Genomic DNA, 26,502 nt, shown 5'->3' with positions numbered 1-26,502 from the left:
CACCAGGGCCTTGGGCAGGGTGTCGGTGTAGGGGCGCAGACGGCGCCCGGCGCCGGCCGCCAGCACGAGGCCGATCATGCGGTTTCTCCTTCGTCGTGTACGGCGGGTGCCCCGGCGGACACCCAGAAGCGGATGCTCTCGACGAGCACCACCAGGGCGACGGCCACGGCGAGGACGGTGAGCGCGACCTTGAACTGCGCGCCGGTGAGTACCGCGGCCAGAACGGCGACGAGCAGGGTCCGCCCCTCGTGCCCCCCGATGGCGCGCACCAGCCAGGCCGGGGGCGCTCCGGCGTTGCCGCGGATGCGGTACACCGTGTCGTAGTGATGGTAGGCGACGGCCGCCACCAGGCCGAAAGCCGCGGGAAGGGCCCCGTTCACGCCCGCTTTGCCGGCCAGCGCGAGGACGGTGCCGTACTCGGCGGCCCGGAAGAAGGGCGGGACGAGCCAGTCGAGGGCGCCCTTGAGGGGGCGGGCGACGGCGAGGGCCGAGGTCAGGACGTACACGACGGCGCCGGCGACCGGCAGCGGCCCGCCGAAGTCCGTGAGGGCCGAGCAGGCCACGACCACGGCGCCGCCGAGCAGGGCGACGGCGGGCACGGCGAGCCCGGGCAGTCCCTTGCGGGCCACGCGCCGCACGGCTCCGGCGAGCGGACCCGGGTCGGCGAGGTCGGCGAGGGCCTGCGCCGCCCGGTCGGTGCGCCGCGCCTTGCGGGTCACCGAGCGCAGCACCCGGCCCGCCGTGGTGTACGCCGCCGCGAAGGCGCAGCCGACGAGCAGGACGTAGAAGGTGATCCGGGGGGTGGTGACCGCGGTGAGGACCGCGATCATCGCCCAGCGCTCGCCGATCGGCAGCACGATCATCCGCCGCAGCCAGACGGTCCAGCCGACGCTGTCGAGCTTGTCGGAGAGGGCGGCGGTGGGGCTGGTGTTGGCGGTGGCGTCGTGGTTGGCCTCGGTGAAGGAGAAGTCGACCACGTGCCGGCAGGTCTGGAGGATCATCGCGCCGAGGGCGAGGGCCCACACGTCGTCGCCGCCGCGGGCGGCGCCGAGGGCGAGGCCGGCGTAGTAGGCGTACTCCTTGGCCCGGTCGAAGGTGGCGTCGAGCCAGGCGCCGAGGGTGGAGTACTTCAGGGCGTAGCGGGCGAGCTGGCCGTCGGTGCAGTCCAGGACGAAGGAGGCGATCAGCAGCACTCCGGCCGCGACGAAGCCGCCTCGGGTGCCGGTCGCCGCGCAGCCGGCCGCTATCAGGGCGGTGAGCAGCGAGGCCGTGGTGACCTGGTTCGGGGTCAGGCCGCGGCGGGCGCACCAGCGGGCGATGTAGCGCGAGTAGGGGCTGATGAAGAACGTGGTGAAGAAGCCGTCCCGGGACTTCACGGCCGACTTCAGGCGGACGGCCTCGTCGTCGACGGCGGAGACGGCCTGCCGGGCCTCGTTGCGGGCCTGCGGGTCGGCGGGCACGGCGGCGACCAGGCTGCCCAGCTCGGGCCGGTGCACGGCGCCGCCGTCGGCGTCGAGGGCGTCGGCGACGCGGTCGGCGAGGCTGTCCACGGCGAGCGAGGGGGCGCCGCCCCCGGCCGCGCGGACGGTGGCCGTACCGCCGGGCGCGGAGGTCTCGCGGGCCACGGCCCGGGTGAGCGCCGGCCGGGCGTCCGGCTGGGCGGTGACGGCACCGGGGACGGCTGCGACCGGGAAGCGCGGGTCGGTCAGGCCGAGGCGCAGCGCGTGGACGTGGCCGACGAAACGGGCGTCGACGAGGGCCACGCGCCGGCCGGCCGGCACGGCCGCGAGCAGGGACTCCGTCTCGGCGGCGTCGGCGGCCACGCGCACGTCGAAGCCGAGGGACCGCAGATCGTTCTCCAGTGACGATCCGGGGACCGGCTGACCGGTGACGATGGCGGTCGACAACCGAACTCACTCCCTGGGTGCCGGCGCGCGGGCGCCGGTCTCTTGCATGGTGGGGCGCCCTGCCTGCGGCACCCGGGCGGCATGTCGGCAGAGGGTATCGGATGGCCCGGAGCCGGTGTTCACCGGCCGTTCACGGTCCGGCCCACGGCGGCTGCCCCGGCCTTTGCCGCGATCATCATCGGGGATGCGGGGGCCGGCCCACAAACCCGTGGCGCAGACCCGGGCAACCGGGACACCGGGCCGTTCGGCATAGGGTGGACGACCATGACGTGGCTGATCACCGGCGGAGCCGGATACATCGGGGCGCATGTGGCACGGGCCATGGCGGGCGCCGGGGAGAGCGTCGTGGCGCTGGACGACCTGTCGGCCGCCGTGCCCGCGCGGCTCCCGGCCGAGGTGCCGCTGGTCCAGGGCTCGACGCTGGACGGGGCGCTGCTGAAGCGGGTCTTCGCGGAGTACGGCGTGACGGGCGTCGTCCATCTCGCGGCGCGCAAGCAGGTCGCTGAGTCGGTGGCCCAGCCCACCCGCTACTACCGGGAGAACGTGGGTGGTCTGGCCACGCTCCTGGACGCGGTGGCCGAGGCGGGCATCGACCGCCTGCTGTTCTCGTCGTCGGCGGCGGTGTACGGCAACCCGGACGTGGACCTGATCACCGAGGACACCCCGTGCGCCCCGGTGAACCCGTACGGCGAGACCAAGCTGGCCGGTGAGTGGCTGGTGCGGGCGGCCGGGCGGGCGCACGGAATCTCCACCGTGTGCCTGCGCTATTTCAACGTGGCGGGCGCGGCGGCGCCGGAGCTGGCGGACACGGGGGTGTTCAACATCGTGCCGATGGTCTTCGACCGGCTCACCCGGGACGAGGCCCCGCGCATCTTCGGCGACGACTACCCGACGCCGGACGGCACCTGTGTCAGGGACTACATCCACGTCGCCGATCTGGCGGAGGCCCACCTGGCGGCGGCCCGCCGGCTGGCCGCCGGGGACCTCACCGGTGATCTGACGCTGAACATCGGCCGGGGCGAGGGGGTCTCGGTGCGCGAGCTGATCACGGTCATCGGGGAGGTCAGCGGGGACCGCCGGGCGCCCGTGGTGGAGGACCGCCGCCCCGGCGACGCGCCGCGCGCGGTGGCCTCGGCCGAGCGTGCCGCCGAGGCGCTGGGCTGGCGGGCCCGGCGCGGGGTGCAGGAGATGATCGAGTCGGCGTGGGCGGGCTGGCGGCTGCACCACGGCAGCTGAGCGAGCCCCCCGGCCCCCTGACCTGCGGAACGTTTCCGCAGGTCACGGCACATGACAACGGTGTTCAGTGCCGCGTTGCCCCATACCCTCGCCCCGTAGTTCACTGGCTTACCTGGCAGCCACAGGGAAGGCGGTAGTCATGGGGGCAGGGCACGACCACGGGCACGCGCACTCCCACGCGCCGGCCACGGGTACGGCCACGGCCGCGTACCGGGGCCGGCTGAGGATCGCGCTGGGCATCACGCTCACGGTGATGGTCGTCGAGATCGCCGGCGGCCTGATCGCGGACTCGCTCGCGCTGATCGCGGACGCGGCGCACATGGCGACCGACGCGGTGGGCCTCGGCATGGCCCTGCTCGCCGTGCACTTCGCGAACCGCCCGGCGAGCACCAACCGCACCTACGGCTACGCCCGCGCCGAGATCCTCGCGGCCCTGGCCAACTGTCTGCTGCTGCTCGGTGTGGGCGGGTACGTCCTGTACGAGGCGGTCCAGCGGTTCATGGAGCCCGCGCAGACCCGGGGCGGCCTGATGGTCGTGTTCGGTCTGATCGGCCTGGTGGCGAACTCCATCTCGCTGGTGCTGCTGATGCGCGGGCAGAAGGAGAGCCTGAACGTGCGCGGCGCCTTCCTGGAGGTGGCCGCGGACGCGCTGGGCTCGGTGGCGGTGCTGATCTCGGCCGCGGTGATCCTGGCCACCGGCTGGCAGGCGGCGGACCCGGTCGCCTCGCTGGTCATCGGGCTGATGATCGTGCCGCGGACGCTGAAGCTGATGCGCGAGACGCTGGACGTGCTGCTGGAGGCGGCCCCCAAGGGCGTCGACATGGCGGACGTCCGGACGCACATCCTGGCCCTCGACGGCGTGGAGGACGTCCACGACCTGCACGCCTGGACGATCACCTCGGGCATGCCGGTGCTGTCGGCGCACGTGGTGGTCAGCTCCGAGGTGCTGAACGCCATCGGGCACGAGAAGATCCTGCACGAACTCCAGGGCTGCCTGGGCGACCACTTCGACGTGGAGCACTGCACCTTCCAGCTGGAGCCGGGCGGGCACGCGGAGCACGAGGCGCGGCTGTGCCACTGACCGTGCGCACTGCCGTTCGGCGCACCCCCGGACGGTTCCCCGCGGCCCGCTCCGGGCACGATGATCTACCGGGTCCGGCGCCCGGTGCCGCGCCGCGCGCGGACGTGCGGACGTGCCGGGAGTGCCGGATTCGTACGGCAGACTTGGGGTGCGAAGACCGAGGCGAAGGATGGGTATGCCGATCACACCTGCCACCGCGACGCACAGTTCGTCGGAGGGCACCGCAGAGGCGATTTTGCTGGAACTGGTCGACGAGAAGGGTGTGACGATCGGCACGGCGGAGAAGCTCGCCGCCCATCAGCCGCCCGGGCAGCTGCACCGGGCGTTCTCGGTGTTCCTCTTCGACGAGCAGGGCCGGCTGCTGCTCCAGCAGCGGGCGCTCGGCAAATACCACTCCCCCGGCGTGTGGTCCAACACCTGCTGCGGTCACCCGTACCCGGGCGAGGCGCCGTTCGCGGCGGCGGCCCGGCGCACGTACGAGGAGCTGGGCGTGTCGCCGTCGCTGCTCGCGGAGGCCGGCACGGTCCGTTACAACCACCCGGACCCCGCCTCCGGCCTGGTGGAGCAGGAGTTCAACCATCTGTTCGTCGGCCTGGTGCAGGCGTCGCTCGGGCCGGACCCGGAGGAGGTCGCCCAGGTCGCCTTCGTGACGGCGGCCGAGCTGGCCGAGCGGCACGCCCGGGAGCCGTTCTCGTCCTGGTTCATGACCGTCCTGGACGCCGCCCGCCCGGCGATCAGGGAACTGACGGGCCCGTCCGCCGGCTGGTAGCCGCCACGGCGGTGCGGCGGTCCCGTGGCCGGCAGGGGGCGGCCGGCGGGCGCTACGGCAGTGAGGGGGGCTTGAGCGGGAGCGCGGCCCAGATCACCTTGCCGCCGCTCGCGGTGTGCTCCACGTCGACCACTCCGCCCGCCTCCCGCGCCACCTCGCGGACCAGGAGGAGCCCCCGGCCGCCGGTCCGGCCGTGGTCGGCCTCCAGGGCCGTCGGCCGGTAGGGGTGGTTGTCCTCCACGGACACCCGCACCCACTCGGCTCCGACGGCCACCTCCACGGCCAGCACCGGCGACAGCAGCGCCGCGTGCCGGACCGCGTTGGTGACCAGCTCGGAGACGATCAGCAGCAGCCCGTGCACCAGGTCGTCGGAGACCGGCACCCCCTGGCGCAGCAGCAGGTCCCGCACCGCGTGCCGGGCCTGCGGGACCGAGGCGTCCACCGCGGCCGCGGTGAACCGCCAGACGCCTTCGTACGGCAGTGGATCCGGCGGCCCGTCGCCGCCCCCCGCTGGGCGCGGGCCGTCCTCGCGCCCGTGGTTGTCCATCGTCCGGTCGCCACCCTCGCGCTCGATTGTCACCACACGTCGAGTGTTGGTAACGATCCGCTCCGGTCCGGATGCCTGAACACAAGTCGGCAGGTATCGAACGGTTTCTGACCGACTCCGCATGACCTGGTCCCGGTCGGGACTGTTCCTGCTCCCCGGGCGCCGGTTCGCGAACTAGTCGGGTTGTCAGAGGCCGGCGCTACGATCCCCGCATGGAGCCCCAGCTGTCCCACCGGGTCACCGACTCCGTCACCACGGTGGTGATCCGTCATCCCGCCAAGCGCAACGCCATGACGACGGCGATGTGGCGGGCCCTCCCCCCGCTGCTGGACGCGCTGGCCCGTGATCCCGGGGTCCGCGCGCTGGTGCTCACCGGTGAGGGCGGGACCTTCTGCGCGGGTGCCGACATCTCCACGCTCCGGGACGCACCGGAGGAGGCACCGGCCCTCGCGGTGGCCGCCGAGGAGGCCCTGGCCGCGTTCCCCAAGCCGACCGTCGCCGCGGTGCGCGGCCACTGCGTGGGCGGCGGGGCGCAGCTCGCGGCGGCCTGTGACCTGCGGCTGGCGGAGGAGGGAGCGCTCTTCGGGGTGACGCCGGCGCGGCTCGGTGTCGTCTATCCGGCCTCCTCGACCCGGCGGCTGGTGTCCCTGGTCGGCCCGGCCACGGCCAAGTACCTGCTCTTCACGGCCGAGTTGATCGACGCCGGGCGGGCACTGCGCACCGGCCTGGTGGACGAGGTGCTGCCCGAGGGGGAACTGGACAAGCGCGTCGCGGAGTTGACCCGGATCCTGGTGTCCCGTTCGCAGCTCACCCAGGCCGCCGCCAAGGAGTTCGCCACCGGCCGCACCGACCGTGACGCCCACTGGGCCGCCCAGGCGCGCGGCAGCGGCGATGTGGCGGAGGGGGTCGCCGCGTTCCTGGAACGCCGGCAGCCGCGCTTCACCTGGAGCGTGTCCGCGTCGGGGTGAGGCTGCCCGCGGCACGCCACTTCTCGACGAGGCGCGGGCGCCTTCCCTGGTGGCGTCCGGGATGTCCGCGTGCCGCCCCGGGTTTCCCGTGCCGTTCGGAGGTACCCGGGGTGAGGACAGCCCGCGACGAGAGGAGACCGTCCCGTGTTCCGTGCCCTCGCAGACGTACTGCGGCAGATCGGCGGCGCCGTCGCCACGGTGGTGACGCTGCCGTTCCGGGCGCTCGCCCGGTTGTTCGGCGGAGCTTCGTCCTCCGCGCGGGGGAGCCGGGCCTGACGCCGGGCCCGGCGCCCCGCCGGGAGCCGCCCTGATCCCCGGTTGTCCGTGTCACCTGCCACAATTGCCGCGCAACCTCAGTGGAGAAGGCGGTACGGGATCGTGACGACACCCGGGTCCCTCGGAGCAGGGTCCATCGAAGGCAGGATCGCCGAGGAGCTCGGCGTACGGGAGCGGCAGGTGAAGGCCGCGGTGGAACTGCTCGACGGCGGTTCGACCGTGCCCTTCATCGCTCGCTACCGCAAGGAAGCGACCGAGATGCTCGACGACGCGCAGCTGCGCACGATCGAGGAGCGGCTGCGCTATCTGCGGGAGCTGGAGGAGCGGCGGACCGCGATCCTGGAGTCGGTGCGGGAGCAGGGCAAGCTCACCGAGGAGCTTCGGGCGCGGATCCTCGGCGCCGAGACGAAGGCGCGTCTGGAGGACATCTACCTCCCCTACAAGCCCAAGCGGCGCACCAAGGCGCAGATCGCCCGCGAGGCGGGCCTGGAGCCGCTTGCGGAGGGACTGCTGGGCGACCCGGCCGTCGAACCGCTGGCGGCTGCCGCCGCGTTCGTGGACGCCGACAAGGGCGTCGCCGATCCGCAGGCCGCGCTGGAGGGGGCGCGGGCGATCCTCACCGAGCGGTTCTCCGAGGACGCCGACCTGATCGGCGAGCTGCGCGAGCGCATGTGGGTGCACGGGCGGCTGGCCGCGAAGGTGCGGGAGGGCAAGGAGGAGGCGGGCGCCAAGTTCGCCGACTACTTCGACTTCGCCGAGCCGTTCACCGAGCTTCCCTCGCACCGGATCCTGGCGATGCTGCGCGGGGAGAAGGAGGAAGTCCTGGACCTCGTCCTGGAGCCGGAGGAGGCCACCGAGGGCCCGTCCTCGTACGAGGGGATCATCGCGTCGAGGTTCGGGATCGCCGACCGGGGCCGTCCGGCCGACAAGTGGCTGAGGGACACGGTCCGCTGGGCCTGGCGCACCCGCGTCCTGGTCCACCTCGGGATCGACCTGCGCCTCCGGCTGCGCACGGCCGCCGAGGACGAGGCGGTCAACGTGTTCGCGGCGAACCTGCGGGACCTGCTGCTGGCCGCCCCGGCCGGCACCCGTGCGACGCTCGGCCTGGACCCCGGTTTCCGCACGGGCGTGAAGGTCGCCGTGGTCGACGCGACCGGCAAGGTCGTCGCCACGGACGTGGTCTACCCGCACGTCCCGGCCAACAAGTGGGACGAGGCGCTCGCCAAGCTGGCGCGGCTCGCGAAGGAGCACGCGGTCGAGCTGATCGCGATCGGCAACGGCACGGCGTCCCGCGAGACCGACAAGCTCGCCGGTGACCTCATCACGAAGCACCCGGAGCTCAAGCTCACCAAGGTGATGGTGTCCGAGGCGGGCGCGTCGGTGTACTCCGCGTCGCCGTACGCCTCGCAGGAGCTGCCGGACATGGACGTGTCGCTGCGCGGCGCGGTCTCCATCGCCCGGCGCTTGCAGGACCCGCTGGCCGAGCTGGTGAAGATCGACCCGAAGTCGATCGGCGTCGGCCAGTACCAGCACGACCTGTCCGAGGTGAAGCTGTCCCGGTCGCTGGACGCGGTCGTGGAGGACTGTGTGAACGGCGTCGGCGTGGACGTCAACACGGCGTCCGTGCCACTCCTCGCACGGGTGTCGGGCATCTCGTCCGGCCTGGCGGAGAACATCGTCGCGCACCGGGACCAGAACGGTCCCTTCACCTCCCGTGCGGCGCTGAAGAAGGTGGCGCGGCTCGGCCCCAAGGCGTACGAGCAGTGCGCGGGCTTCCTGCGCATCCGCGGCGGCGACGACCCGCTGGACGCCTCCAGCGTGCACCCCGAGGCGTACCCGGTGGTGCGCCGCATGGTGAAGACCACGGGCCAGGAGGTGGCGTCCCTCATCGGCAACACGGGCGTGCTGCGCTCGCTGCGGCCGGCCGACTTCGTGGACGACACCTTCGGTCTGCCGACGGTCACCGACATCCTCAAGGAGCTGGAGAAGCCGGGCCGCGACCCGCGTCCCGCGTTCCGGACGGCCACCTTCAAGGAGGGCGTGGAGAAGATCTCCGACCTGTCCGCCGGGATGGTCCTGGAGGGCGTGGTCACCAACGTGGCCGCCTTCGGCGCGTTCGTGGACGTCGGTGTCCACCAGGACGGTCTGGTGCACGTGTCGGCGATGTCGAAGTCGTTCGTCAAGGACCCGCGCGATGTCGTGAAGCCCGGCGACATCGTCAAGGTGAAGGTCCTGGACGTCGACATCCCGCGCAAGCGGATCGCGCTGACGCTGCGCCTGGACGACGAGGCCGCCCCGCAGGGCCAGGGCGGCGGCCGGCAGCAGCGCGGCGGTGCCCGTCCGCCGCAGCAGCGGCAGGGCGGCGGCCAGCGGCAGGGCCGCGGCGGCGGTGACCGCGGCGGCCGACAGGCCCCGGCACCGGCCAACAGCGCGATGGCGGACGCGCTGCGCCGCGCGGGCCTGCTGGACCCGAAGAAGCGCTGACGGACGGGGTGGGACCGGGCGGGCCGAGCCGCCCGGTCCCACCCCGCACACCCCGGCCGGCGTCGCGCCCCACCGGTCCTGAGCCCTGTCGTCGAACTCCCGTCCGCGCGCGGCGACGGGACCTAGCGCTCCGTCACCTTCCCGTCGGCCGCCTCCAGGCGGCGGGTCACCCGGACCGCGTCCAGCATGCGCCGGTCGTGGGTGACCAGCAGGAGGGTGCCCGTGTAGCCGTCGAGGGCCGACTCCAGCTGCTCGATGGCCGGCAGGTCGAGGTGGTTCGTCGGCTCGTCCAGGACGAGGAGGTTGACGCCCCGGCCCTGGAGCAGGGCGAGCGCGGCGCGGGTGCGTTCGCCCGGGGAGAGGGTGGCGGCCGGGCGCAGCACATGGCCGGCCTTCAGGCCGAACTTGGCCAGGAGGGTGCGGACCTCCGCCGGTTCGGTGTCGGGGACGGCGGCGCAGAACGCGTCGAGCAGGGTCTCGGGGCCGTGGAACAGCCCCCGGGCCTGGTCGACCTCGCCGACCAGGACCCCGGAGCCGAGGGCCGCGTGCCCGGAGTCGAGCGGGACGCGGCCCAGCAGCGCGCCGAGCAGCGTGGACTTCCCGGATCCGTTGGCCCCCGTCACCGCGATCCGGTCCCCCCAGTCGATCTGCAACGAGACCGGGCCGAAGGTGAAGCCGCCGCGCCGGACCTCGGCGTCCCGCAGCGTCGCCACGACCGCGCCCGAGCGCGGCGCGGACGCGATCTCCATCCGCAGCTCCCACTCCTTGCGCGGCTCCTCCACCACGTCCAGGCGCTCGATCATGCGCTGGGTCTGCCGGGCCTTGGCGGCCTGCTTCTCACTGGCCTCGCTGCGGAACTTGCGGCCGATCTTGTCGTTGTCGTTGCCGGCCTTGCGACGGGCGTTCTTCACGCCCTTGTCCATCCAGGTGCGCTGCATCTGGGCGCGGTCCTGCAACGCCGCCTTCTTGTCGGCGTACTCCTCGTACTCCTCGCGGGCGTGCCGGCGGGCCACCTCCCGCTCCTCCAGGTAGGCGTCGTAACCGCCGCCGTACAGGTTGATCTGCCGCTGGGCGAGGTCGAGTTCGAGCACCTTGGTGACCGTGCGGCTGAGGAACTCGCGGTCGTGGCTGACGACGACCGTGCCCGCGCGCAGTCCGGTGACGAACCGTTCCAGACGCTCCAGGCCGTCGAGATCGAGGTCGTTGGTGGGCTCGTCCAGCAGGAAGACGTCGTAGCGGGACAGCAGCAGGGACGCGAGGCCGGCGCGGGCCGCCTGGCCGCCGGAGAGGGCGGTCATCGGCTGGTCCAGGTCCACGGCGAGGCCGAGGGAGTCGGCGACCTCCTCCGCGCGCTCCTCCAGGTCGGCGCCGCCCAGGCCGAGCCAGCGCTCCAGGGCGGCGGCGTAGGCGTCGTCGGCGCCGGGCGCGCCGTCGACCAGCGCCTGGGTGGCCTCGTCCATGGCCCGCTGGGCCTCGGCGACCCCGGTGCGGCGGGCCAGGAACTCCCGGACGGTCTCCCCCGGCCGGCGCTCCGGCTCCTGCGGCAGGTGGCCGACGGTCGCGGCCGGCGGGGACAGCCGCAGTTCGCCCTCCTCGGGCGGGGTGAGTCCGGCGAGCATCCGCAGCAGGGTCGACTTTCCCGCGCCGTTGGCACCGACCAGCCCGATCACGTCGCCGGGCGCGACGACCAGGTCGAGCCCGGAGAACAGGGAGCGGTCGCCATGTCCGGCGGCGAGGTTCTTGGCAACGAGGGTGGCAGTCATCAGGACGCCGATCCTAACGGCGGCACGCGCACGTCCCCGCCACGTTCTCCGCCGGTCACCGGGGCGGGCCCCGGGCTGACGGAGCCGGCCGCGCAGGACCTATCGTCCTGGCGTGGACAGTGAGCCGAGTGACGAAGTGATCGTGGTCGGGAGCGGGATCGCCGGGCTGACGACGGCCGTGCTGCTGGCCGAGTCGGGCCGGCGCGTGCGGGTGTGGACGCGGGAGCCGGCCGAGCGGACGACCTCGGCGGTCGCCGGCGGTCTGTGGTGGCCGTACCGCATCGAACCGGAGCCGCTGGCGGGCGCGTGGGCGCTTCAATCCCTGACGGTGTACGAGGAGCTGGCGGACCGGCCGGAGGAGACGGGGGTGCGTCTGGTCGACGGGGTGCACCACGGGGCCCGGCTGGACGAGCTGGGCTCGTGGGCGGGCCGGGTGCCGGGGCTGCGGGCGGTGGCCGAGGGGCTGGCGGCACGGCTGCCGGTGATCGACATGCCGGTGCATCTGGCCTGGCTGCGGCAGCGCCTGGCGGAGGCGGGGGGCACCGTGGAGGTCCGCGAGGTGACCGACCTGACCGCCGTGCCCGCCCCCGTGGTGGTCAACTGCACGGGGCTCGGGGCCCGCTCCCTGGTGCCGGACCCGGCGGTGCGGCCGGTGCGCGGGCAACTGGTCGTGGTGGAGAACCCGGGCGTCACGAGCTGGTTCACCTCGGTCGACCACGCCTCGGCCGCGTCCGTCTACTTCATCCCGCAGCCGGGCCGGCTGCTCCTGGGCGGCACGGCCGAGGAGGACGACTGGTCCCTGGAGCCGGACCCGGCCACGGCCGAGGCGATCGTCGCCCGCTGCGCGGCCGTCCGGCCGGAGATCGCCGGCGCGCGGGTCCTCGCGCACCGGGTGGGACTAAGGCCGGCCCGGGAGGCGGTACGGCTGGAGCGGCGGCCCCTCCCGGACGGCCGCGTCCTGGTGCACAACTACGGTCACGGCGGCGCCGGCGTCACGGTGGCGTGGGGCTGCGCGAGGGAGGCGGCCGGGTTGGCCTTTCCGACGACCTGAGCCGGCGGTCGGCAGGGGCCGAGGTGGGACCCCCGGCCCCGAGCATGCGAACGCGCGGCACTGCAACCCCCAAGGGGCGCGTTCGCGACCAGCCCACGACGACCCGCAGCCGGACCGGAGGGCCAGCCGCCCCGGACCGGTGCCGCGGTGGGCCGCGGTGGCGGAAACGTCAGCCCACCGGAACGTGCCGGACGGTGCCCGGTGCCCCGACGCCGTCCAGAACCCTCGGCGCGGGCGCCCCGGCGCTGCCTGACGTGGCCCGGACGAACGCCCCCGCGCCGCCCACCAACGGCACCGTCGCCGTCGTGCGGGACAGGTCCACGGTGAGCGTCGGCCGGCTGGACGGAGGATCGATGAGGTCCTTGTCCGTCCCGGCGATGATCAGGGCCAGCCGGTGCCCCGCCGGGACGACGTGGTCGGTGGCCGCGAGGTCCAGGGCGATGGTGTACGCCCTGCCCGGCGTCAGCGGCACGCCCCGGGCCGGCCAGGCGTAGTGGCCGAGGTCGGCCCAGCCCCGGCTGACCACGGTGTAGTCGACGGCGGCCGTCTTCGCCGCGGTCTCCTTGAAGCAGGCGCTGTCCCCGGCCGTGCTCCCGCCCCAGCAGCTGCGCTCGGTGAGGGTGGTGATGCCCTCGGCGCGGTCGGCGTAGTCGCGGACGGTGTCCGGGCCGACGTCGACCAGCACGGCGGACAGATGGGCGGAGCCGGTCGTCGGAGTCGCGGTGACCGTGACCGTGGAGGAGCCGGACAGGCGCAGGTCCCGGGTGAGCGGCGCCGTGAGGAAGCCGGCCTTCTCGGGTGTGGCCGCGGTGAGGTGCGCGGCCCAGTCGGTCTCGCTCAGCGCCGGGTCGTCCGTGAAGCTCTCGGTGCCGGTGCCCGGACGCGGGCCGAGGATGCCGACGCCGGCCTGGCCGCCGGCGGCCGGGTGCAGGACGGCGGTGCGGGTGCCGCGCGGGGGCCAGGCGGCGGAGGTGACCCACTGGTCGGGGTGGCGTTCGATGTCGGCCATCGGCTCGCGGTCGATGCCGTTGTCGTAGCCGAGGAGTTCGTGGTCGAACCAGCGGTGCAGGGTGTCGACCCAGGCGCCGCGCCGGTAGTCGAAGGGGTCGACGTGCCCGGTCTGGGAGAGCCAGATCTTGCGCTCCACACCGTGCCGGGCGAGGGCGTCCCACCACTGGCCGAAGTGCTTGGTGCGGACGTTGAGGTCCTGCGTGCCGTGCACCAGGAACACGCTGGCGCGCACCTTCGCCGCGTCCTTGACGTAGTCCCGCTCGGTCCACAGCGGGGTCCAGTCGCCGCTGCGCGGGCTGCCGTCGGCGAGCTTCTGCCGCACGGCCGCGCAGTGGGCCTGCGCGTCGGCGCTCTCGACGTAGCCGGCCAGTTCGTCGGGGCCGCCCTCGTAGAGCGGGGCGCCCTGCGCGAAGTAGTAGTCGTACCAGGAGGAGATCGCGCTGATCGGGACGATCGTCCTCAGGCCCTTGACGCCGGTGGCGGCGACGCCGTTGGCGATGGTGCCGTCCCAGCTCTTGCCGATCATGCCGGTTCTGCCGTTGGTCCAGCCGGCCGTCACCGGCGTGTCGCCCGTACGGCTGGTGTAGGCCCGGGCGCGGCCGTTCAGCCAGTCGACCACGGCCTTCGCGGACAGGACGTCGGACCGGCCGCCGACGTCGACGCAGCCGTCGGAGCGGTTGGTGCCGGCGAGGTCGACGCCGACGAAGGCGTAACCGCGGGGCACGAAGTAGTTGTCGTAGAACAGCGGCATCTGCACGACGTGGCCCTGGGCGTCGTACGTCTTGCGCTGGCTCTCGTTGCCGCGCCCGCAGCAGGAGTAGTAGGGGCTGGCGTCCATGACGACCGGCACCTTGCGGCCCTGCCGGGCGGGTTCGGCGGGCCGGACGATGTCGGCGGCGACGCGGTCGGTCCGTCCGTCGCCGTCCTCGTCGAGGCCGGTGTCCACCCACACGGACTCGCGCACGGCGTCGGCGTAGGAGTAGACGGGTCTGCTCTCCTGCGGCCCGGCGGCCCGGGCGGCGGCCGGGGTGAGGAAGGTGGCCGTCAGGGCGGCGACGGCAGCGGTGACGAGCGTTCTCCGGATCGTGGAGCGCGTGCGTTTCGGCATGCGCGGACGGTACCCCCGTCAACGCCCGTACAGAAGAAGGCTTTCCGGTGCGCGTGACGGCTGAATGGCGATCGTGTGACAGAAGGGGCCATGGACAGGTCAGTGACCACAGGGACTGAATAGGATCCGAACAGATCTCCGAACAGACGCACCGTCCCTACGACTTGGAGCTGACGTGCACCGCAGAATCATCGCACCGGGCGCGCTCGCGGCGGCCTCCCTCCTGCTGGCGATCCCGGCATCGGCCGCGAGTTACTCCCCCGGCGCACCGGGCATCGGCGACCCCTACTACCCGTACTACGGCAACGGCGGCTACGACGTCGCGCACTACGACCTGAGGCTCCAGTACCAGCCGAAGACGGACGAGTTGCAGGGCACGGCGACGATCCTGGCGAAGACCACCCAGGACCTGTCCAGCTTCGACCTGGACTTCCTGCTGGACGTGAGCGAGGTGCGGGTCAACGGCGCCAAGGCGTCCTTCACGACGTCCGGCCAGCACGAACTGGTCGTCACCCCCAAGACCCCGCTGGCCAAGGGCACCGCGATCACGGTCGTGGTCCGCTACAGCGGGGTGCCGTCGACGAAGAGCGCCTACGGCTTCTCCACCTGGCACCGCACGCCGGACGGCGCGGTGGCCGCCGACGAGCCCGAGGCCGCCTGGTGGTGGTTCCCGAGCAACGACCACCCGAGCGACAAGGCCACCTACGACGTGTCGGTGGCCGTGCCGGACGGCACCCAGGCCATCTCCAACGGCACGCTCCAGTCGACCAGTTCGAAGCTGGGCTGGACCCGCTACAACTGGCGGCAGAACAAGCCGCAGGCGACCTATCTGACCACGCTCGCGCTCGGCCGGTTCGACATCACCACCAGCACCTCCGACGGCGGCGTGCCCGTCGTCAACGCCTACAGCAAGGACCTCGGCGACAACGACGGGGCCGCTCGGGCCAGCGTGGAGCGCACCGGTGAGATCGTGGACTGGCTGAGCGACTACTTCGGGCCGTACCCGTTCGGTTCGGCGGGCGGCTACGTGCCGAACACCACCACCGGCTACGCGCTGGAGACGCAGACCCGCGTCTACTACAGCCCGCGTCAGTTCGCGAACGGCTCCAACACCTCGGTGGTCGTGCACGAGCTGGCCCATCAGTGGTACGGCGACGACGTGTCGGTCAAGGGCTGGAAGGACATCTGGATCAACGAGGGCTTCGCCCGGTACGCGCAGTGGCTGTGGTCCGAGCACGAGGGCGAGGGCACCACGCAGGAACTCGCCGACTACGTCTACGCCTCGCACCCGGCCGACGACGCCTTCTGGACGGTGAAGCCCGGCGATCCGGGCCCGGACGAGCAGTTCGGTGCCGCCGTCTACGACCGGGGTGCCCTCGCCATCCAGGCGCTGCGCAACGAGATCGGTGACGACGCCTTCTTCGCGATCCTGAAGGGCTGGCCGAAGGAGTACGCCTACGGCAACGCCTCGGTCGCCGACTTCCAGAAGTACGCCGAGCGGGTGTCCGGCAAGCCGCTGGCCGCGCTGTTCGACACCTGGCTGTTCCAGCCGGAGAAGCCGGCGTCGCCGGCGGTCCGGGGCCTGGCGAAGACGGGTACGGCGGTGGAGCGGCCGAAGTCCTGGAAGAAGATCGAGGCGACGAACGCCGTCCACGGGCACTGAGCGGGGCCCGCGGGCCCGGCACCCCGGCGCCTCAGCGGCTCGGTTCCGACGCCTCTCGCAGCAGCTCGTCCCGGCCTATCGCGTCCGCGCGGGTGGCCGGGACAGTGCACGCGTAGGCGCCCGCGACCGCGCCGTACCGGGCGCATCGCCGGGGTGGCTCGCCGCTCAGCCGGCCGTAGAGGAACGCGGCGGCGAAGGCGTCGCCCGCGCCGTTGGAGTCCACCACCGGCGCGGGCGGGGTCACCGCCGGTATCCGGGTCAGCTCGCCGTCGGCCAGCAGCAGGGCGCCCTCCGCTCCGGCGGTGGCGACGACGGTCCCGGCCCGCCCGCGCTCGGCGATGCGCCGCATGGTCCGCTCGGGGTCGGTCAGGTTCGCGGCCGACAGGAAGACGACGTCGGCCGCGAACGCGAACGGCTCGTGGTACGGGTTCTCGCCGTCCCAGTCGTGCAGGTCGGTGGAGAACGGCCGGCCCGTCTCGCGCAGGACCGGCAGGGCGTGGGCGCAGGGCTGGGTGATGGTCACGTGCACATGCCGGCTCGCGGCGGCCAGCGCGCGCAGGCGGCCCTCGGGGAAGCGGTCGTCGGGGTGGGCGCGGCTGGTGTCGTACAGGGACAGCCGGCGGCCGTCCGGGCCGACGAGATTGACCGCGCGCTTGGTGCCGGCCGGCTGGGGCAGAGCGGTGAGGGCGATGCCGTGCTCGCGGTGCAGGGCGCGCACGAGGTCGCCCTCGGGGTCGTCGCCGAGCAGGTCGAGGTGGTGGGTGCGCAGTCCGAGCCTGGCCAGTCCGAGGGCGACGAAGTCGCCGGTCTGGCCCGCGCGGGTGCGGATCCCCGAGTCGATCATGTAGCTGTCGGCGTACGGCAGGGGAAGCTCGGGGACCGGGATGATCGTGTCCACACCGGCCCCGCCCAGCACCAGTACGTCGGTCGTGTCCGTTCGCCCGGTCATCCCGCGTCCTCCCCCTCCGCGCGCCCCCTCCGGGACGCCCCCCCCGACGGCACGGTGGCGTCCTGCCGGAGCCGCGTGATCTCCGGTACGACGCCACCGTACGCGATGCCACCGACAGTGGCGCCGGACCGCTGTTTCTACAGCTCGGTCAGCTCCTGGCCGGTGCTGTCCGCCACCCGGCGGCGGACGCCGAACCAGCCGGCGACCAGCATGACGGCGATCACCGGGAGGAGCAGCAGGGTCTTGCGGCCGACCTCGGCGTCGTTCCACATCATGCCGAGGCAGACCAGCAGGAACACCACGGTGGCGATCTCCGTGACCGGGCTGAACTTCAGCTGGAAGTGCGGCCGGGTCACCAGGCCCGCGCGGGCGCGGCGGACGAAGACCAGGTGGCAGACCATGATGATCACCCAGGTGCTGATGATGCCGAGCGAGGCGACGTTCAACACGATCTCGAAGGCCTGGCTGGGGACCAGGTAGTTCAGGCCGACACCGAGCACGCAGACCGCACAGGTCAGCAGGATGCCGCCGTAGGGCACCTGGCTGCGGTTCATGCGGGCCGTGAACTTCGGCGCCGAGCCGGCCATGGCCATCGAGCGCAGGATGCGGCCGGTGGAGTACAGGCCGGAGTTGAGCGAGGACATGGCGGCGGTCAGCACGACCAGGTTCATCACGTCACCGGCCGCCGGGACGCCGATCTTGGACAGCACGGTCACGAACGGGCTCTGGTCGGCGGAGTACACCGAGCCGGGCAGCAGCAGGGCGAGGAGCACGACCGAGCCGACGTAGAACAGACCCACACGCCACATGATCGAGTTCACCGCGCGCGGGACCACCTTCTCCGGCTCGGCGGTCTCGCCGGCGGCCACGCCGACCAGTTCCAGGGCGGCGTACGCGAAGATCACGCCCTGCATGACCAGGACCACCGGCATCAGGCCGTGCGGGAAGACACCGCCGTGGTCGGTGATGACCCCGAGGCCCGGCTTGCTGCCGCCGACGTCGTGGTGGGTCGCCAGCAGGAAGACGCCGATCAGCATGAAGCCCACGAGGGTGGCGACCTTGATGATCGCGAACCAGAACTCCATCTCGCCGAAGATCTTCACCGAGATCAGGTTCACGGCGAGGACGACCGCGAGGGCGATCAGCGCCAGCAGCCACTGCGGGATGGACGTGAACATGCTCCAGTAGTGCGTGTAGAGCGCGATCGCGGTGATGTCGGCGATGCCGGTGGTCGACCAGTTCAGGAAGTACATCCAGCCGGCGACATAGGCGCCCTTCTCGCCGAGGAACTCGCGCGCGTACGACACGAAGGAGCCGGAGGAGGGCCGGTACAGGACCAGCTCGCCCAGGGCCCGGACGACGAAGAACGCGAAGACACCGCAGACCAGGTAGGCCAGGGCGAGTGCCGGGCCCGCGTTGTGCAGGCGTCCGCCGGCGCCCAGGAAGAGGCCGGTGCCGATGGCGCCGCCGATGGCGATCATGTTGATGTGGCGGGCCTTGAGGTCCTTGCTGTAACCGGCGTCGCCCGCGTCCGCGGGCGTCCGGGCCACCTGGGGGTGGGTAGTGGCCTGTGCCGATTCCACGGCTTCCTTGCTCACGGGTGGTTTCACTTCCTGGTACGCCCGGACCTCATGGGCCCGGGGTTCGAGCAGGTCTTGGCCCGCACCACCCTCGTGCCGCGGTACAGACCAAGGCAGCAGCTTCCCAGGAGGACCGTCCGGCATGCGATGGTCCAGGTCACAGAGCGGTTCTTCTCACAGGGTCCTCACGGCGTCGCCCCGGGTTTCACACCATTGGTGAGACAGCGATACTGCTGCACATGACGACCGACCCCGGCGAGCCCACCCTGACGATCGACGAGCTGGCCGCGCGGGCGGGCGTCACGGTGCGCACGGTCCGCTTCTACGGCACCAAGGGGCTGCTGCCGCCGCCGGTCATCGGCCCGCGCCGGGTGGGCCACTACGGCCGGGAGCACCTGGCCCGGCTGGAGCTGATCGAGGAGATGCAGCACCAGGGCATGACCCTCGCGGCGATCGAACGGCATCTGCGGCAGCTGCCGGCCGACCTCGGTCCGCACGATCTGGCGATCCACCGGGCGGTGGTCGCCTCCTGGGCGCCGGACACCGTCGAGACCGTGTCCCGCGCGGAGCTGGAGCGGCGGGCGGGGCGCCGGCTGGCCGGGGAGGACGTGGACCGGCTGGCCGCGATGAACGTCGTGACGCGGGACGGGGAGTCCTACCGCGTGGACTGCGGTCTGCTGCGGCTCGCGGTGCGGCTCCTCGACGTACCGCTGTCGCAGGAGACCATCCTGGCCGCCCGGACCGTTCTGACCGGCCACGCGCGCGCGGCGGCCCACGAGCTGTCGGACCTGCTGCGGCAGGCCGTCGCCGAACGCGACACACGGGACGTGAAGTCGCTGTCGGCCCATATGCACCCGCTCGTGGTGCAGGCGCTGCTCACCACCTTCCAGCGGTCGCTGAAGGAGGAGCTGCGCCAGTGGCTGGACGGCGCGGCGGACCGGGAGGCCCCGTCCGGGGGCACGGCGGCCCCGGGAGCGGGGTCCCGGGGCACGCCGTCCGGCTGAGGCGCGTCAGCGGGCGTCGGTGAACGTCTCCCCGTTCCCGGCCTTCGCCACGAGCAGCGCGGGCGGGGCGAACCGCTCGCCGTACCGCTCGGCCAGCTCCCGCGCGCGGGCCACGAATCCGGGCAGGCCCCCTTCGTACCCGTTGATGTACTGGAGCACACCGCCGGTCCAGCCGGGGAAGCCGATGCCGAGGATCGAGCCGATGTTGGCGTCGGCGACGGAGGTCAGGACGCCCTCTTCGAGGAGGCGTACGGTGTCGAGCGCCTCCGCGAAGAGCATGCGCTCCTGCATGTCCCGGAACGGGATCTCGTACCCGGGCCTGGTGAAGTGCTCGCGCAGGCCCGGCCAGAGCCCGGCCCGCTTGCCGTCCTCGGTGTAGTCGTAGAAGCCGGCGCCACCGCTGCGGCCGGTGCGGCCGAACTCGTCGACCATGCGGTCGATGACCGCCTCCGCCGGGTGCGCCGTCCAGGTGCCGCCGGCCTCCTCCACGGCCCGCTTCGTCTCGCCCCGGATCTTGCGCGGCAGGGTGAGGGTCAGCTCGTCCATGAGGGACAGCACCTTGGCCGGGTAGCCGGCCTGGGCGGCGGCCTGCTCCACGGAGGCGGGCTCGACGCCCTCGCCGACCATGGCGACGCCCTCGTTGATGAAGTGGCCGATCACCCGGGAGGTGAAGAAGCCGCGGGAGTCGTTGACGACGATCGGCGTCTTGTTGATCTGCCGGACCAGGTCGAAGGCGCGTGCGAGGGTCTCCTCGCCGGTGCGCTCGCCCTTGATGATCTCGACCAGCGGCATCTTGTCGACCGGCGAGAAGAAGTGCAGTCCGATGAAGTCGGTCTGGCGCTGCACGCCCTCGGCGAGGGTGGTGATGGGCAGCGTGGAGGTGTTGGAGCACAGCAGCGCGTCGGGGTCGACGACGGCCTCGATCTCCTGGAACACCTTGTGCTTGAGGGCGGTGTCCTCGAACACGGCCTCGATGACCGCGTCACAGCCGGCGAGGTCGGCCACCTCGGCGGTGGGGGTGATCCGGGCGAGCAGCGCGTCCGCCTTCTCCTGGCTGGTACGGCCCCTGGCGACGGCCTGGGCGCACAGCTGCTCGGAGTAGCCCTTGCCCTTGACGGCCGCTTCCAGGGAGACGTCCTTGAGGACGACGTCGATGCCCGCGCGGGCGCACGCGTAGGCGATGCCGGCGCCCATCATGCCGGCGCCGAGGACGGCCACCCTGCGGACCTGGCGGGGCTCGACGCCCCCCGGGCGGTTGGCGCCGGAGTTGACCGCCTGGAGGTCGAAGAAGAACGCCTGGATCATGTTCTTCGAGGTCTGCCCGGCGGCCAGTTCCACGAAGTAGCGGGCCTCGATGACCTGGGCGGTCTCGAAGTCGACCTGGGAGCCCTCGACGGCGGCGGCGAGGATGTTGCGCGGCGCCGGGTAGGGGGCGCCGCCCGTCTGCTTGCGCAGGTTGGCCGGGAAGGCGGGCAGGTTGGCGGCGAACTTCGGGTTGGCCGGGGTGCCGCCGGGGATCCGGTAGCCCGGCTTGTCCCAGGGCTGCCGGGACTCGGGGTTCGCGTCGATGAAGGCCCGGGCCTTGGCGAGCAGTTCCTCGGGGGTGGCGGCGACCTCGTGGACGAGGCCGTTCTCCTGGGCGCGCCGCGCGTTGTACTGCCGGCCCTGGAGGAGCACCTTCAGCAGGGCGTCCGCGATGCCCAGCAGCCGCACGGTACGCACGACTCCGCCGCCGCCGGGGAGCAGGCCGAGGGTGACCTCGGGACAGCCGATCTTGGTGCCGGGGGTGTCCAGGGCGACCCGGTGGTGGCAGGCGAGGGCCAGTTCGTACCCGCCGCCGAGGGCCGCGCCGTTGATGGCGGCGACGACCGGCTTGCCGAGGGTCTCGATGCGGCGCAGGTCGCGCTTGATGGCGAGGCCGCCGTCGAACAGCTCCTGTGCGGTCTCGGGCGTGACCCGGATCAGGTCGCGCAGGTCGCCGCCCGCGAAGAAGGTCTTCTTCGCGGAGGTGAGGATGATGCCGCGGATGTTCTCCCGCTCCGCCTCCAGCCGGTCGGTGATCACGGCGAGGGAGTCGCGGAACGCCTGGTTCATGGTGTTCGCGGACTGGTTCGGGTCGTCCAGGACGAGGGTGACGACACCGGTGTCGTCCTGCTCCCAGCGGATGGTGGTGCTCTCGGTCATGACAGTCGTCTCCGTAGAAGTCTTCGGGGCGCTTGGTTCCGCGGGGAGTTCAGACGCGTTCGACGATGGTGGCGATGCCCATGCCGCCGCCGACGCAGAGGGTGGCGAGGCCGTAGCGCTTGTCCTGGCGCTCCAGTTCGTCGACGAGCGAGCCGAGGATCATGGCGCCGGTGGCGCCGAGCGGGTGGCCGAGGGCGATGGCTCCGCCGTTGACGTTGACCTTGTCCAGGGACAGGCCCATGTCCTTCACGAAGCGCAGCACGACCGCGGCGAACGCCTCGTTGATCTCGACCAGGTCGATGTCGTCGATGGTGAGACCGGCCTTCGCCAGGGCCTTGCGGGTGGCGGGGGCGGGGCCGGTGAGCATGATGGTCGGCTCGGAACCGGAGACGGCCGCGGCGACGATCCGCGCGCGGGGGGTGAGGCCGTAGCGCTCGCCGACCTCCTGGGAGCCGATCGCGACGAGCGAGGCGCCGTCCACGATCCCGGAGGAGTTGCCGGCGTGGTGGACGTGGTCGATCTTCTCCACCCAGTGGTACTTCTGGAGGGCCACGGCGTCGAAGCCGCCCAGGTCGCCGATGTCCGCGAAGGAGGGCTTCAGCGTGGCCAGGGAGTCGGCGGTGGTGCCGGGGCGCATGTGCTCGTCGTGGTCGAGGACGACCAGGCCGGTGCGGTCCTTGACGGGGACCACGGACTTCTCGAAGCGGCCCTCCTTCCAGGCGGTGGCGGCGCGCTCCTGGGACAGGGCCGCGTACTCGTCGACGTCCCGGCGGGAGAAGCCCTCGATGGTGGCGATGAGGTCGGCCCCGATGCCCTGCGGCACGAAGTTGACGGCGAGGTTGGTCATCGGGTCGTTGAACCAGGCGCCGCCGTCCGAGGCCATCGGGACCCGGGACATGGACTCGACACCACCGGCGAGGACCAGGTCCTCCCAGCCCGCGCGGACCTTCGCGGCGGCCAGGTTGACGGCCTCCAGACCGGAGGCACAGAAGCGGTTCTCCTGGACGCCCGCTACCGTGTCGGGCAGTCCGGCGGCGAGGGCGGCGATCCGGGCGATGTCCGAGCCCTGGTCGCCGACGGGGCCGACGACGCCGAGCACGATGTCGTCGATGGCGGCCGGGTCGAGGCCGGGGAAGCGGGCGCGGATCTCGTGGATGAGGCCGACGACCAGGTCGATGGGCTTCGTGCCGTGCAGGGCGCCGTTCGCCTTGCCGCGGCCGCGCGGGGTGCGGATCGCGTCGTACACGTACGCTTCGGTGCTCACTGGTGTGCCTTTCGGGAGGGTGGGCCGAGCGGGGTGGGCGGGGTCAGCCGCCGTCGGTGACCCGGTCGGCGGGGTCGTCGGGGTCGTCGGTCGGGGGTGCCGGCAGGCCCCAGTCCCGGGCGACCGCGGCGGTGTCCGCGCCGGGCCGGGCGGGGCCGGTGCGGACGGCGGTGGGGGTCGCGGAGAAGCGGGGGGCGGGGGCGGGCTGGGTGATGCCGCCGTGGTCGGTGAAGGTGCCGCGCGCGGCCAGGTGCGGGTGGGCCGGCGCCTCGCGCAGGCTGAGCACGGGCGCCACACAGGCGTCGGTGTCCGCGAAGACGGCCGTCCACTCCGCCCGGGTGCGGGACTTGAAGGCGGCGGCGATCCGTTCGCGCAGCTCGCCCCAGCGGGTCCAGTCCTTGCGGGCGGGCGCCAGGTCGTCCAGGCCGAGCAGGCGCAGGAAGTCGGCGTAGAACTTGCCCTCCAGGGCGCCCACCGCCATGTACCCGCCGTCGGCGGTCTCGTAGGTGCCGTAGTAGGGACAGCCGCCGTCCAGGAGGTTGGCGGCGCGGCGGTCCTGCCAGCCGCCGGCGGCGAGCATGCCGTGGATCATCGCGGACAGATGGGCCGTGCCGTCCACGATGGCCGCGTCGACCACCTGGCCGGTGCCGGTCGCGCGCGCGTGGTGCAGGGCGGCGAGGACGCCGACGACCAGGTAGAGGGAGCCGCCCGCGTAGTCCCCGAGGAGGTTGGCGGGCACCGCCGGGGGTTCGTCCGGGCGGCCGATCATGCCGAGGGTGCCGGTGAGCGCGATGTAGGCGATGTCGTGGCCGGCGCGCTGGGCGAGCGGGCCGTCCTGGCCCCAGCCGGTCATGCGGCCGTACACCAGGCGGGGGTTGCGGGCGTGGCAGTCCCCGGGGCCGATGCCGAGCCGCTCGGCGACGCCGGGGCGGTAGCCCTCGATGAGGATGTCGGCCCGCTCGGCGAGGTCCAGGACGCGCGCGGGGCCGTCCGGTGCCTTCAGGTCGACCACGATCGAGCGCTTGTTGCGGTTGGTGACGTCGAACGCCGGGTCGATCGCGAGGCCCGGACCGCCCGGACGGTCCACCCGGACGACGTCGGCACCCAGGTCGGCCAGCAGCATGGCGGCGAACGGGCCCGGGCCGATGCCGGCCAGCTCGACCACGCGCACGCCGCACAGCGGGCCGTCGCCCGGCGCCGGCGTCCCTGCCGTTGTCATCCGTCCAGCCCCCAGGCGTGTATGACACCAATGATGTAACACCGGTGATGCTAAGAACGCGTTCCACCGGACACAAGACCTGAACGAGCAAGCGCTTAGCCAAGTGCCCGTCGAGCCGACGATCACCCGGGAGAGTGACCGGCGCTCCGCCAAACCCTCCGCAGCGGCGGGCGTGCGGGACCGTCACGTGGTCCGCGCACCCGGGCCCGGGGCGGTTTCTCCCGCTTCTTCACGGCATTCCTGGCTACGGCCACCGCTGCCTCCGGGCTGGTCGTGGGGCTCCGCACTCCTCACGCTAGCCTCGGCCACCGACAGCGGCGCGGGCTGCGCGACGGGCCGCACGGACCAAGGGGTGTCATGAGCAGGATGAGCAGGACGGACCGGCCGTACGACCTCGTGCTCTTCGGAGCCACGGGCTTCGTCGGCGCGCTCACGGCCCACTATCTCGCCGCGCACGCGCCGCGAGACCTGCGCTGGGCGGTCGCAGGCCGCGACGAGGGGCGGCTGGAGCGGCTGCGCGAGGACCTGCCCGGCGGCGCGGACGTCGGTGTGCTGCGGGCCGACGTCACCGAACCGGCCACCCTGCGCGCCCTCGCCGAGCACGCGCGCGTGGTCGCCACGACCGTGGGTCCGTACGTCCTGTACGGCGAGGAACTCGTCGCCGCCTGCGCCGACACCGGCGCCGACTACCTGGACCTCACCGGCGAGCCCGAGTTCGTGGACCTGATGTACGTCCGGCACGACGCACGCGCGCGGGAGACGGGCGCACGCCTGGTGCACGCCTGCGGTTTCGACTCGGTGCCGCACGACCTGGGCGCGTACTTCACGGTCCGGCAGCTCCCCGAGGGCGTGCCGCTGACCGTGGACGGCTATGTGACCGCCGACGCGGCCTTCTCCGGCGGCACCCTCGCCTCGGCGCTGAACCAGATGGCCCGCGGTCGGCGGATGCTGGCCGCGGCGCGCGAGCGGGCCCGGCACGAGCCGCGGCTGCCGGGCCGCCGGGTGACGGCGCCGGCGGGCACGCCGAGGTACGCGGCGGAGGTCGGCGCGTGGGCCCTGCCGCTGCCCACCATCGACCCGCGGATCGTGCGCCGTTCGGCACGGGCGCTGGAGCGGTACGGCCCGGACTTCCGCTACCGGCACTACGCGGCCGTACGGCGCCTTCCGGTCGCCCTCGGCGGGGTCGCGGCCGTCGGCGCGGTGGCCGCAGCCGCCCAGCTGCCGCCCGCCCGGCGCCGGCTGTCGGACCGGCTCAAGCCGGGTGACGGACCGAGCGCCGAGAAGCGGGCGAAGAGCTGGTTCTCGGTGCGGTTCGTCGGCGAGGGCGGCGGCCGGCGCGTGTTCACCGAGGTCGCGGGCGGCGACCCCGGGTACGACGAGACGGCGAAGATGTTCGCCGAGGCGGCCCTGTGCCTGGCGTTCGACGACCTGCCGCCGACGGCGGGCCAGGTCACCACGGCCCAGGCGATGGGCGACGCCCTGACCGAGCGGCTGCGCGCGGCGGGGATCACCTTCCGGGTGGCGGCGCGACGCTAGCGGCAGCCGCCCGTCACCGCCGCCCTCGTGAACGGGTGCGACGGGGGCTCGTGCCGTACGAGGGCAAGGAGGCGGAACGGTCGTGGAGTTCGCGCGCGACGCGGAGTGTCAGGAGGACGGCGCCCGGCGCGCCGTCGGATCCTGATGCCCGCCGCCGGTCAGGCCCTGTGCCGCCTCGCGCAGCGCGCGTCGGCACAGGGCGTCCGCCCGGCGGGTGGTCTGCGGCAGCCGGTACCGCGGGGTCAGCGCCAGGGTGTGCGCCACGGCGTTGTCGAGGCTCACCCGGTGGCCGACCGAGACGAACACCGGCTTGACACCGTCCCGGGTGCGCAGCGCGCGCCCCACCTCCTCCGTCCCGGCGAGCAGCGGCGCCCAGCCGCCCCGGGCCGGCTCCGGGTCGTCGTACGCGAAGGTGAACGGGTTCTTGGCGACCCCGGCGGTCGGCAGGTCCGTGAGCACGCCCAGGTGGCTCGCCAGGCCGAAGCGGCGCGGGTGGGCCAGGCCGTAGCCGTCGCACACCACCAGTCCGGGCGGGCACGGCAGCCGGTCCAGAGCGGCACGGACGGTGGGGATCTCACGGAAGGCGAGGAGGCCGGGCACGTACGGGAAGGAGACCCGGCCCACGGCCGTCGCCTCCGCCACGACGTCCAGGGTGGCGGCGTCCAGCACGACGGCCGCCGCCGCGACCAGGTCCAGGCCGTCGTCGTAGGCGACGTCGACCCCCGTGACCAGGCCCGCCCCGGGCGGAGGTCCGGGCTCGTCCAGCACCACCCGCCCGCGCAGCTCGTCCTGTACGGCGCGGGCCTCGTCCTCGGTCGCGGGCCAGCCCGCGGGTACGCCGACGATCGTCATGCCGGGTGACTGTACGGCCTTGCGCGGGCCACCGGCCGGGCGGGGTAGGC

The 26,502-nt window shown here is 73.2% G+C and carries 20 protein-coding genes and 1 pseudogene; 10 read left to right on the top strand and 11 right to left on the bottom strand.

Annotation, left to right across the window (positions count from 1 at the left end; all coding sequences use genetic code 11):
- Together IE294_RS47630 and IE294_RS17625 are read right to left on the bottom strand one after the other, a co-directional pair.
- Positions 1-78, bottom strand: a pseudogene (locus tag IE294_RS47630) (phosphocholine cytidylyltransferase family protein); the annotation flags it as partial.
- Positions 75-1,907: a DUF5941 domain-containing protein gene (locus tag IE294_RS17625; protein WP_189887086.1), complete on the bottom strand. Its 1,833-nt coding sequence runs from the start codon at positions 1,905-1,907 to the stop codon at positions 75-77. The gene IE294_RS17625 and the pseudogene IE294_RS47630, both read right to left, overlap by 4 nt.
- 264 nt (positions 1,908-2,171) lie before the next feature.
- Here IE294_RS17625 and galE point away from each other — a divergent pair, with 264 nt between their 5' ends.
- From galE to idi, 3 genes are all read left to right on the top strand, one after another.
- Positions 2,172-3,143, top strand: coding sequence for a UDP-glucose 4-epimerase GalE (gene galE / locus IE294_RS17620; RefSeq protein WP_189887083.1), 972 nt, complete (start codon positions 2,172-2,174; stop codon positions 3,141-3,143).
- 139 nt (positions 3,144-3,282) lie between these two features.
- Positions 3,283-4,224 (top strand): cation diffusion facilitator family transporter, encoded by a 942-nt coding sequence (locus IE294_RS17615; RefSeq protein ID WP_189887081.1) that lies wholly within the window; start codon positions 3,283-3,285, stop codon positions 4,222-4,224.
- Between the two features lie 175 nt (positions 4,225-4,399).
- Positions 4,400-4,993 (top strand): isopentenyl-diphosphate Delta-isomerase, encoded by a 594-nt coding sequence (idi, locus tag IE294_RS17610; RefSeq protein WP_189887079.1) that lies wholly within the window; start codon positions 4,400-4,402, stop codon positions 4,991-4,993.
- A 52-nt stretch (positions 4,994-5,045) separates the two neighbouring features.
- Here idi and IE294_RS17605 read toward each other — a convergent pair whose 3' ends face one another.
- Entirely contained in the window at positions 5,046-5,540 is a 495-nt protein-coding gene (locus tag IE294_RS17605; RefSeq protein ID WP_189816017.1) for an ATP-binding protein, read from the bottom strand.
- 212 nt (positions 5,541-5,752) lie between these two features.
- Between IE294_RS17605 and IE294_RS17600 the strand changes: the two genes are divergently transcribed.
- From IE294_RS17600 to IE294_RS17595, 3 genes are all read left to right on the top strand, one after another.
- Positions 5,753-6,508, top strand: coding sequence for an enoyl-CoA hydratase/isomerase family protein (locus IE294_RS17600; protein WP_189887077.1), 756 nt, complete (start codon positions 5,753-5,755; stop codon positions 6,506-6,508).
- 144 nt (positions 6,509-6,652) lie between these two features.
- Positions 6,653-6,784: an LPFR motif small protein gene (locus IE294_RS49045; protein ID WP_268252792.1), complete on the top strand. Its 132-nt coding sequence runs from the start codon at positions 6,653-6,655 to the stop codon at positions 6,782-6,784.
- 102 nt (positions 6,785-6,886) lie between these two features.
- Positions 6,887-9,268, top strand: a complete 2,382-nt coding sequence (locus tag IE294_RS17595) for a Tex family protein (RefSeq protein ID WP_189887074.1) — start codon at positions 6,887-6,889, stop codon at positions 9,266-9,268.
- Positions 9,269-9,390: 122 nt separating this feature from the next.
- On the opposite strand, the gene IE294_RS17590 is transcribed toward IE294_RS17595, so the two are convergent.
- The gene (locus tag IE294_RS17590) at positions 9,391-11,031 is read right to left on the bottom strand and encodes an ABC-F family ATP-binding cassette domain-containing protein (RefSeq protein ID WP_189887072.1); all 1,641 of its coding nucleotides are present in this window, start codon (positions 11,029-11,031) and stop codon (positions 9,391-9,393) included.
- Between the two features lie 136 nt (positions 11,032-11,167).
- Between IE294_RS17590 and IE294_RS17585 the strand changes: the two genes are divergently transcribed.
- Positions 11,168-12,082, top strand: a complete 915-nt coding sequence (locus tag IE294_RS17585; protein WP_189887112.1) for an FAD-dependent oxidoreductase — start codon at positions 11,168-11,170, stop codon at positions 12,080-12,082.
- 169 nt (positions 12,083-12,251) lie between these two features.
- Here the strand turns inward: IE294_RS17585 and IE294_RS17580 are convergent, their stop codons facing one another.
- On the bottom strand, positions 12,252-14,201 hold the full coding sequence (locus tag IE294_RS17580; protein ID WP_189887070.1) for a Xaa-Pro dipeptidyl-peptidase: 1,950 nt from the start codon (positions 14,199-14,201) through the stop codon (positions 12,252-12,254).
- A gap of 175 nt (positions 14,202-14,376) precedes the next feature.
- Here IE294_RS17580 and IE294_RS17575 point away from each other — a divergent pair, with 175 nt between their 5' ends.
- Entirely contained in the window at positions 14,377-15,864 is a 1,488-nt protein-coding gene (locus IE294_RS17575) for a M1 family metallopeptidase (RefSeq protein WP_189887068.1), read from the top strand.
- A 31-nt stretch (positions 15,865-15,895) separates the two neighbouring features.
- Here the strand turns inward: IE294_RS17575 and IE294_RS17570 are convergent, their stop codons facing one another.
- The gene (locus IE294_RS17570) at positions 15,896-16,813 is read right to left on the bottom strand and encodes an adenosine kinase (RefSeq protein ID WP_189887066.1); all 918 of its coding nucleotides are present in this window, start codon (positions 16,811-16,813) and stop codon (positions 15,896-15,898) included.
- A 137-nt stretch (positions 16,814-16,950) separates the two neighbouring features.
- The gene (locus IE294_RS17565; RefSeq protein ID WP_189887065.1) at positions 16,951-18,411 is read right to left on the bottom strand and encodes an amino acid permease; all 1,461 of its coding nucleotides are present in this window, start codon (positions 18,409-18,411) and stop codon (positions 16,951-16,953) included.
- A 221-nt stretch (positions 18,412-18,632) separates the two neighbouring features.
- Here IE294_RS17565 and IE294_RS17560 point away from each other — a divergent pair, with 221 nt between their 5' ends.
- On the top strand, positions 18,633-19,397 hold the full coding sequence (locus IE294_RS17560; protein WP_189887062.1) for a MerR family transcriptional regulator: 765 nt from the start codon (positions 18,633-18,635) through the stop codon (positions 19,395-19,397).
- Between the two features lie 6 nt (positions 19,398-19,403).
- Here IE294_RS17560 and IE294_RS17555 read toward each other — a convergent pair whose 3' ends face one another.
- The 3 genes from IE294_RS17555 to IE294_RS17545 are packed head-to-tail and all read right to left on the bottom strand — an operon-like array spanning position 19,404 to position 24,064.
- A complete protein-coding gene (locus IE294_RS17555) occupies positions 19,404-21,581 on the bottom strand; it encodes a 3-hydroxyacyl-CoA dehydrogenase NAD-binding domain-containing protein (protein WP_189887060.1) in 2,178 nt (725 codons plus the stop codon).
- A gap of 49 nt (positions 21,582-21,630) precedes the next feature.
- The gene (locus tag IE294_RS17550) at positions 21,631-22,845 is read right to left on the bottom strand and encodes an acetyl-CoA C-acetyltransferase (protein WP_189887058.1); all 1,215 of its coding nucleotides are present in this window, start codon (positions 22,843-22,845) and stop codon (positions 21,631-21,633) included.
- Between the two features lie 43 nt (positions 22,846-22,888).
- Complete coding sequence (locus IE294_RS17545; protein WP_189887056.1) at positions 22,889-24,064, bottom strand: CaiB/BaiF CoA transferase family protein; 1,176 nt, start codon at positions 24,062-24,064, stop codon at positions 22,889-22,891.
- A 357-nt stretch (positions 24,065-24,421) separates the two neighbouring features.
- Here IE294_RS17545 and IE294_RS17540 point away from each other — a divergent pair, with 357 nt between their 5' ends.
- Positions 24,422-25,600 carry a saccharopine dehydrogenase family protein gene (locus IE294_RS17540; protein WP_189887054.1) on the top strand — a complete coding sequence of 393 codons (1,179 nt, stop codon included), beginning with the start codon at positions 24,422-24,424 and terminating at the stop codon, positions 25,598-25,600.
- A 108-nt stretch (positions 25,601-25,708) separates the two neighbouring features.
- Here IE294_RS17540 and IE294_RS17535 read toward each other — a convergent pair whose 3' ends face one another.
- Entirely contained in the window at positions 25,709-26,452 is a 744-nt protein-coding gene (locus IE294_RS17535) for an endonuclease V (protein WP_189887052.1), read from the bottom strand.
- Between the last annotated feature and the right edge of the window lie 50 nt (positions 26,453-26,502).

The sequence above is a fragment of the Streptomyces canarius genome, assembly GCF_014650735.1.
Taxonomy (GTDB): domain Bacteria; phylum Actinomycetota; class Actinomycetes; order Streptomycetales; family Streptomycetaceae; genus Streptomyces; species Streptomyces olivaceoviridis.
The sequence above is the reverse complement of the archived record's forward strand: the minus strand, read 5'-3'. Positions and strand labels throughout refer to the sequence as shown.

Excerpts from the sequence above, each read along its gene's own strand:
- galE (WP_189887083.1), top strand. The coding sequence starts at position 2,172 with ATGACGTGGCTGATCACCGGCGGAGCCGGATACATCGGGGCGCATGTG.
- IE294_RS17615 (WP_189887081.1), top strand. The coding sequence starts at position 3,283 with ATGGGGGCAGGGCACGACCACGGGCACGCGCACTCCCACGCGCCGGCC.
- idi (WP_189887079.1), top strand. The coding sequence starts at position 4,400 with ATGCCGATCACACCTGCCACCGCGACGCACAGTTCGTCGGAGGGCACC.
- IE294_RS17605 (WP_189816017.1), bottom strand. The coding sequence starts at position 5,540 with ATGGACAACCACGGGCGCGAGGACGGCCCGCGCCCAGCGGGGGGCGGC.
- IE294_RS17600 (WP_189887077.1), top strand. The coding sequence starts at position 5,753 with ATGGAGCCCCAGCTGTCCCACCGGGTCACCGACTCCGTCACCACGGTG.
- IE294_RS17590 (WP_189887072.1), bottom strand. The coding sequence starts at position 11,031 with ATGACTGCCACCCTCGTTGCCAAGAACCTCGCCGCCGGACATGGCGAC.
- IE294_RS17580 (WP_189887070.1), bottom strand. The coding sequence starts at position 14,201 with ATGCCGAAACGCACGCGCTCCACGATCCGGAGAACGCTCGTCACCGCT.
- IE294_RS17570 (WP_189887066.1), bottom strand. The coding sequence starts at position 16,813 with ATGACCGGGCGAACGGACACGACCGACGTACTGGTGCTGGGCGGGGCC.
- IE294_RS17560 (WP_189887062.1), top strand. The coding sequence starts at position 18,633 with ATGACGACCGACCCCGGCGAGCCCACCCTGACGATCGACGAGCTGGCC.
- IE294_RS17555 (WP_189887060.1), bottom strand. The coding sequence starts at position 21,581 with ATGACCGAGAGCACCACCATCCGCTGGGAGCAGGACGACACCGGTGTC.
- IE294_RS17545 (WP_189887056.1), bottom strand. The coding sequence starts at position 24,064 with ATGACAACGGCAGGGACGCCGGCGCCGGGCGACGGCCCGCTGTGCGGC.
- IE294_RS17540 (WP_189887054.1), top strand. The coding sequence starts at position 24,422 with ATGAGCAGGATGAGCAGGACGGACCGGCCGTACGACCTCGTGCTCTTC.
- IE294_RS17535 (WP_189887052.1), bottom strand. The coding sequence starts at position 26,452 with ATGACGATCGTCGGCGTACCCGCGGGCTGGCCCGCGACCGAGGACGAG.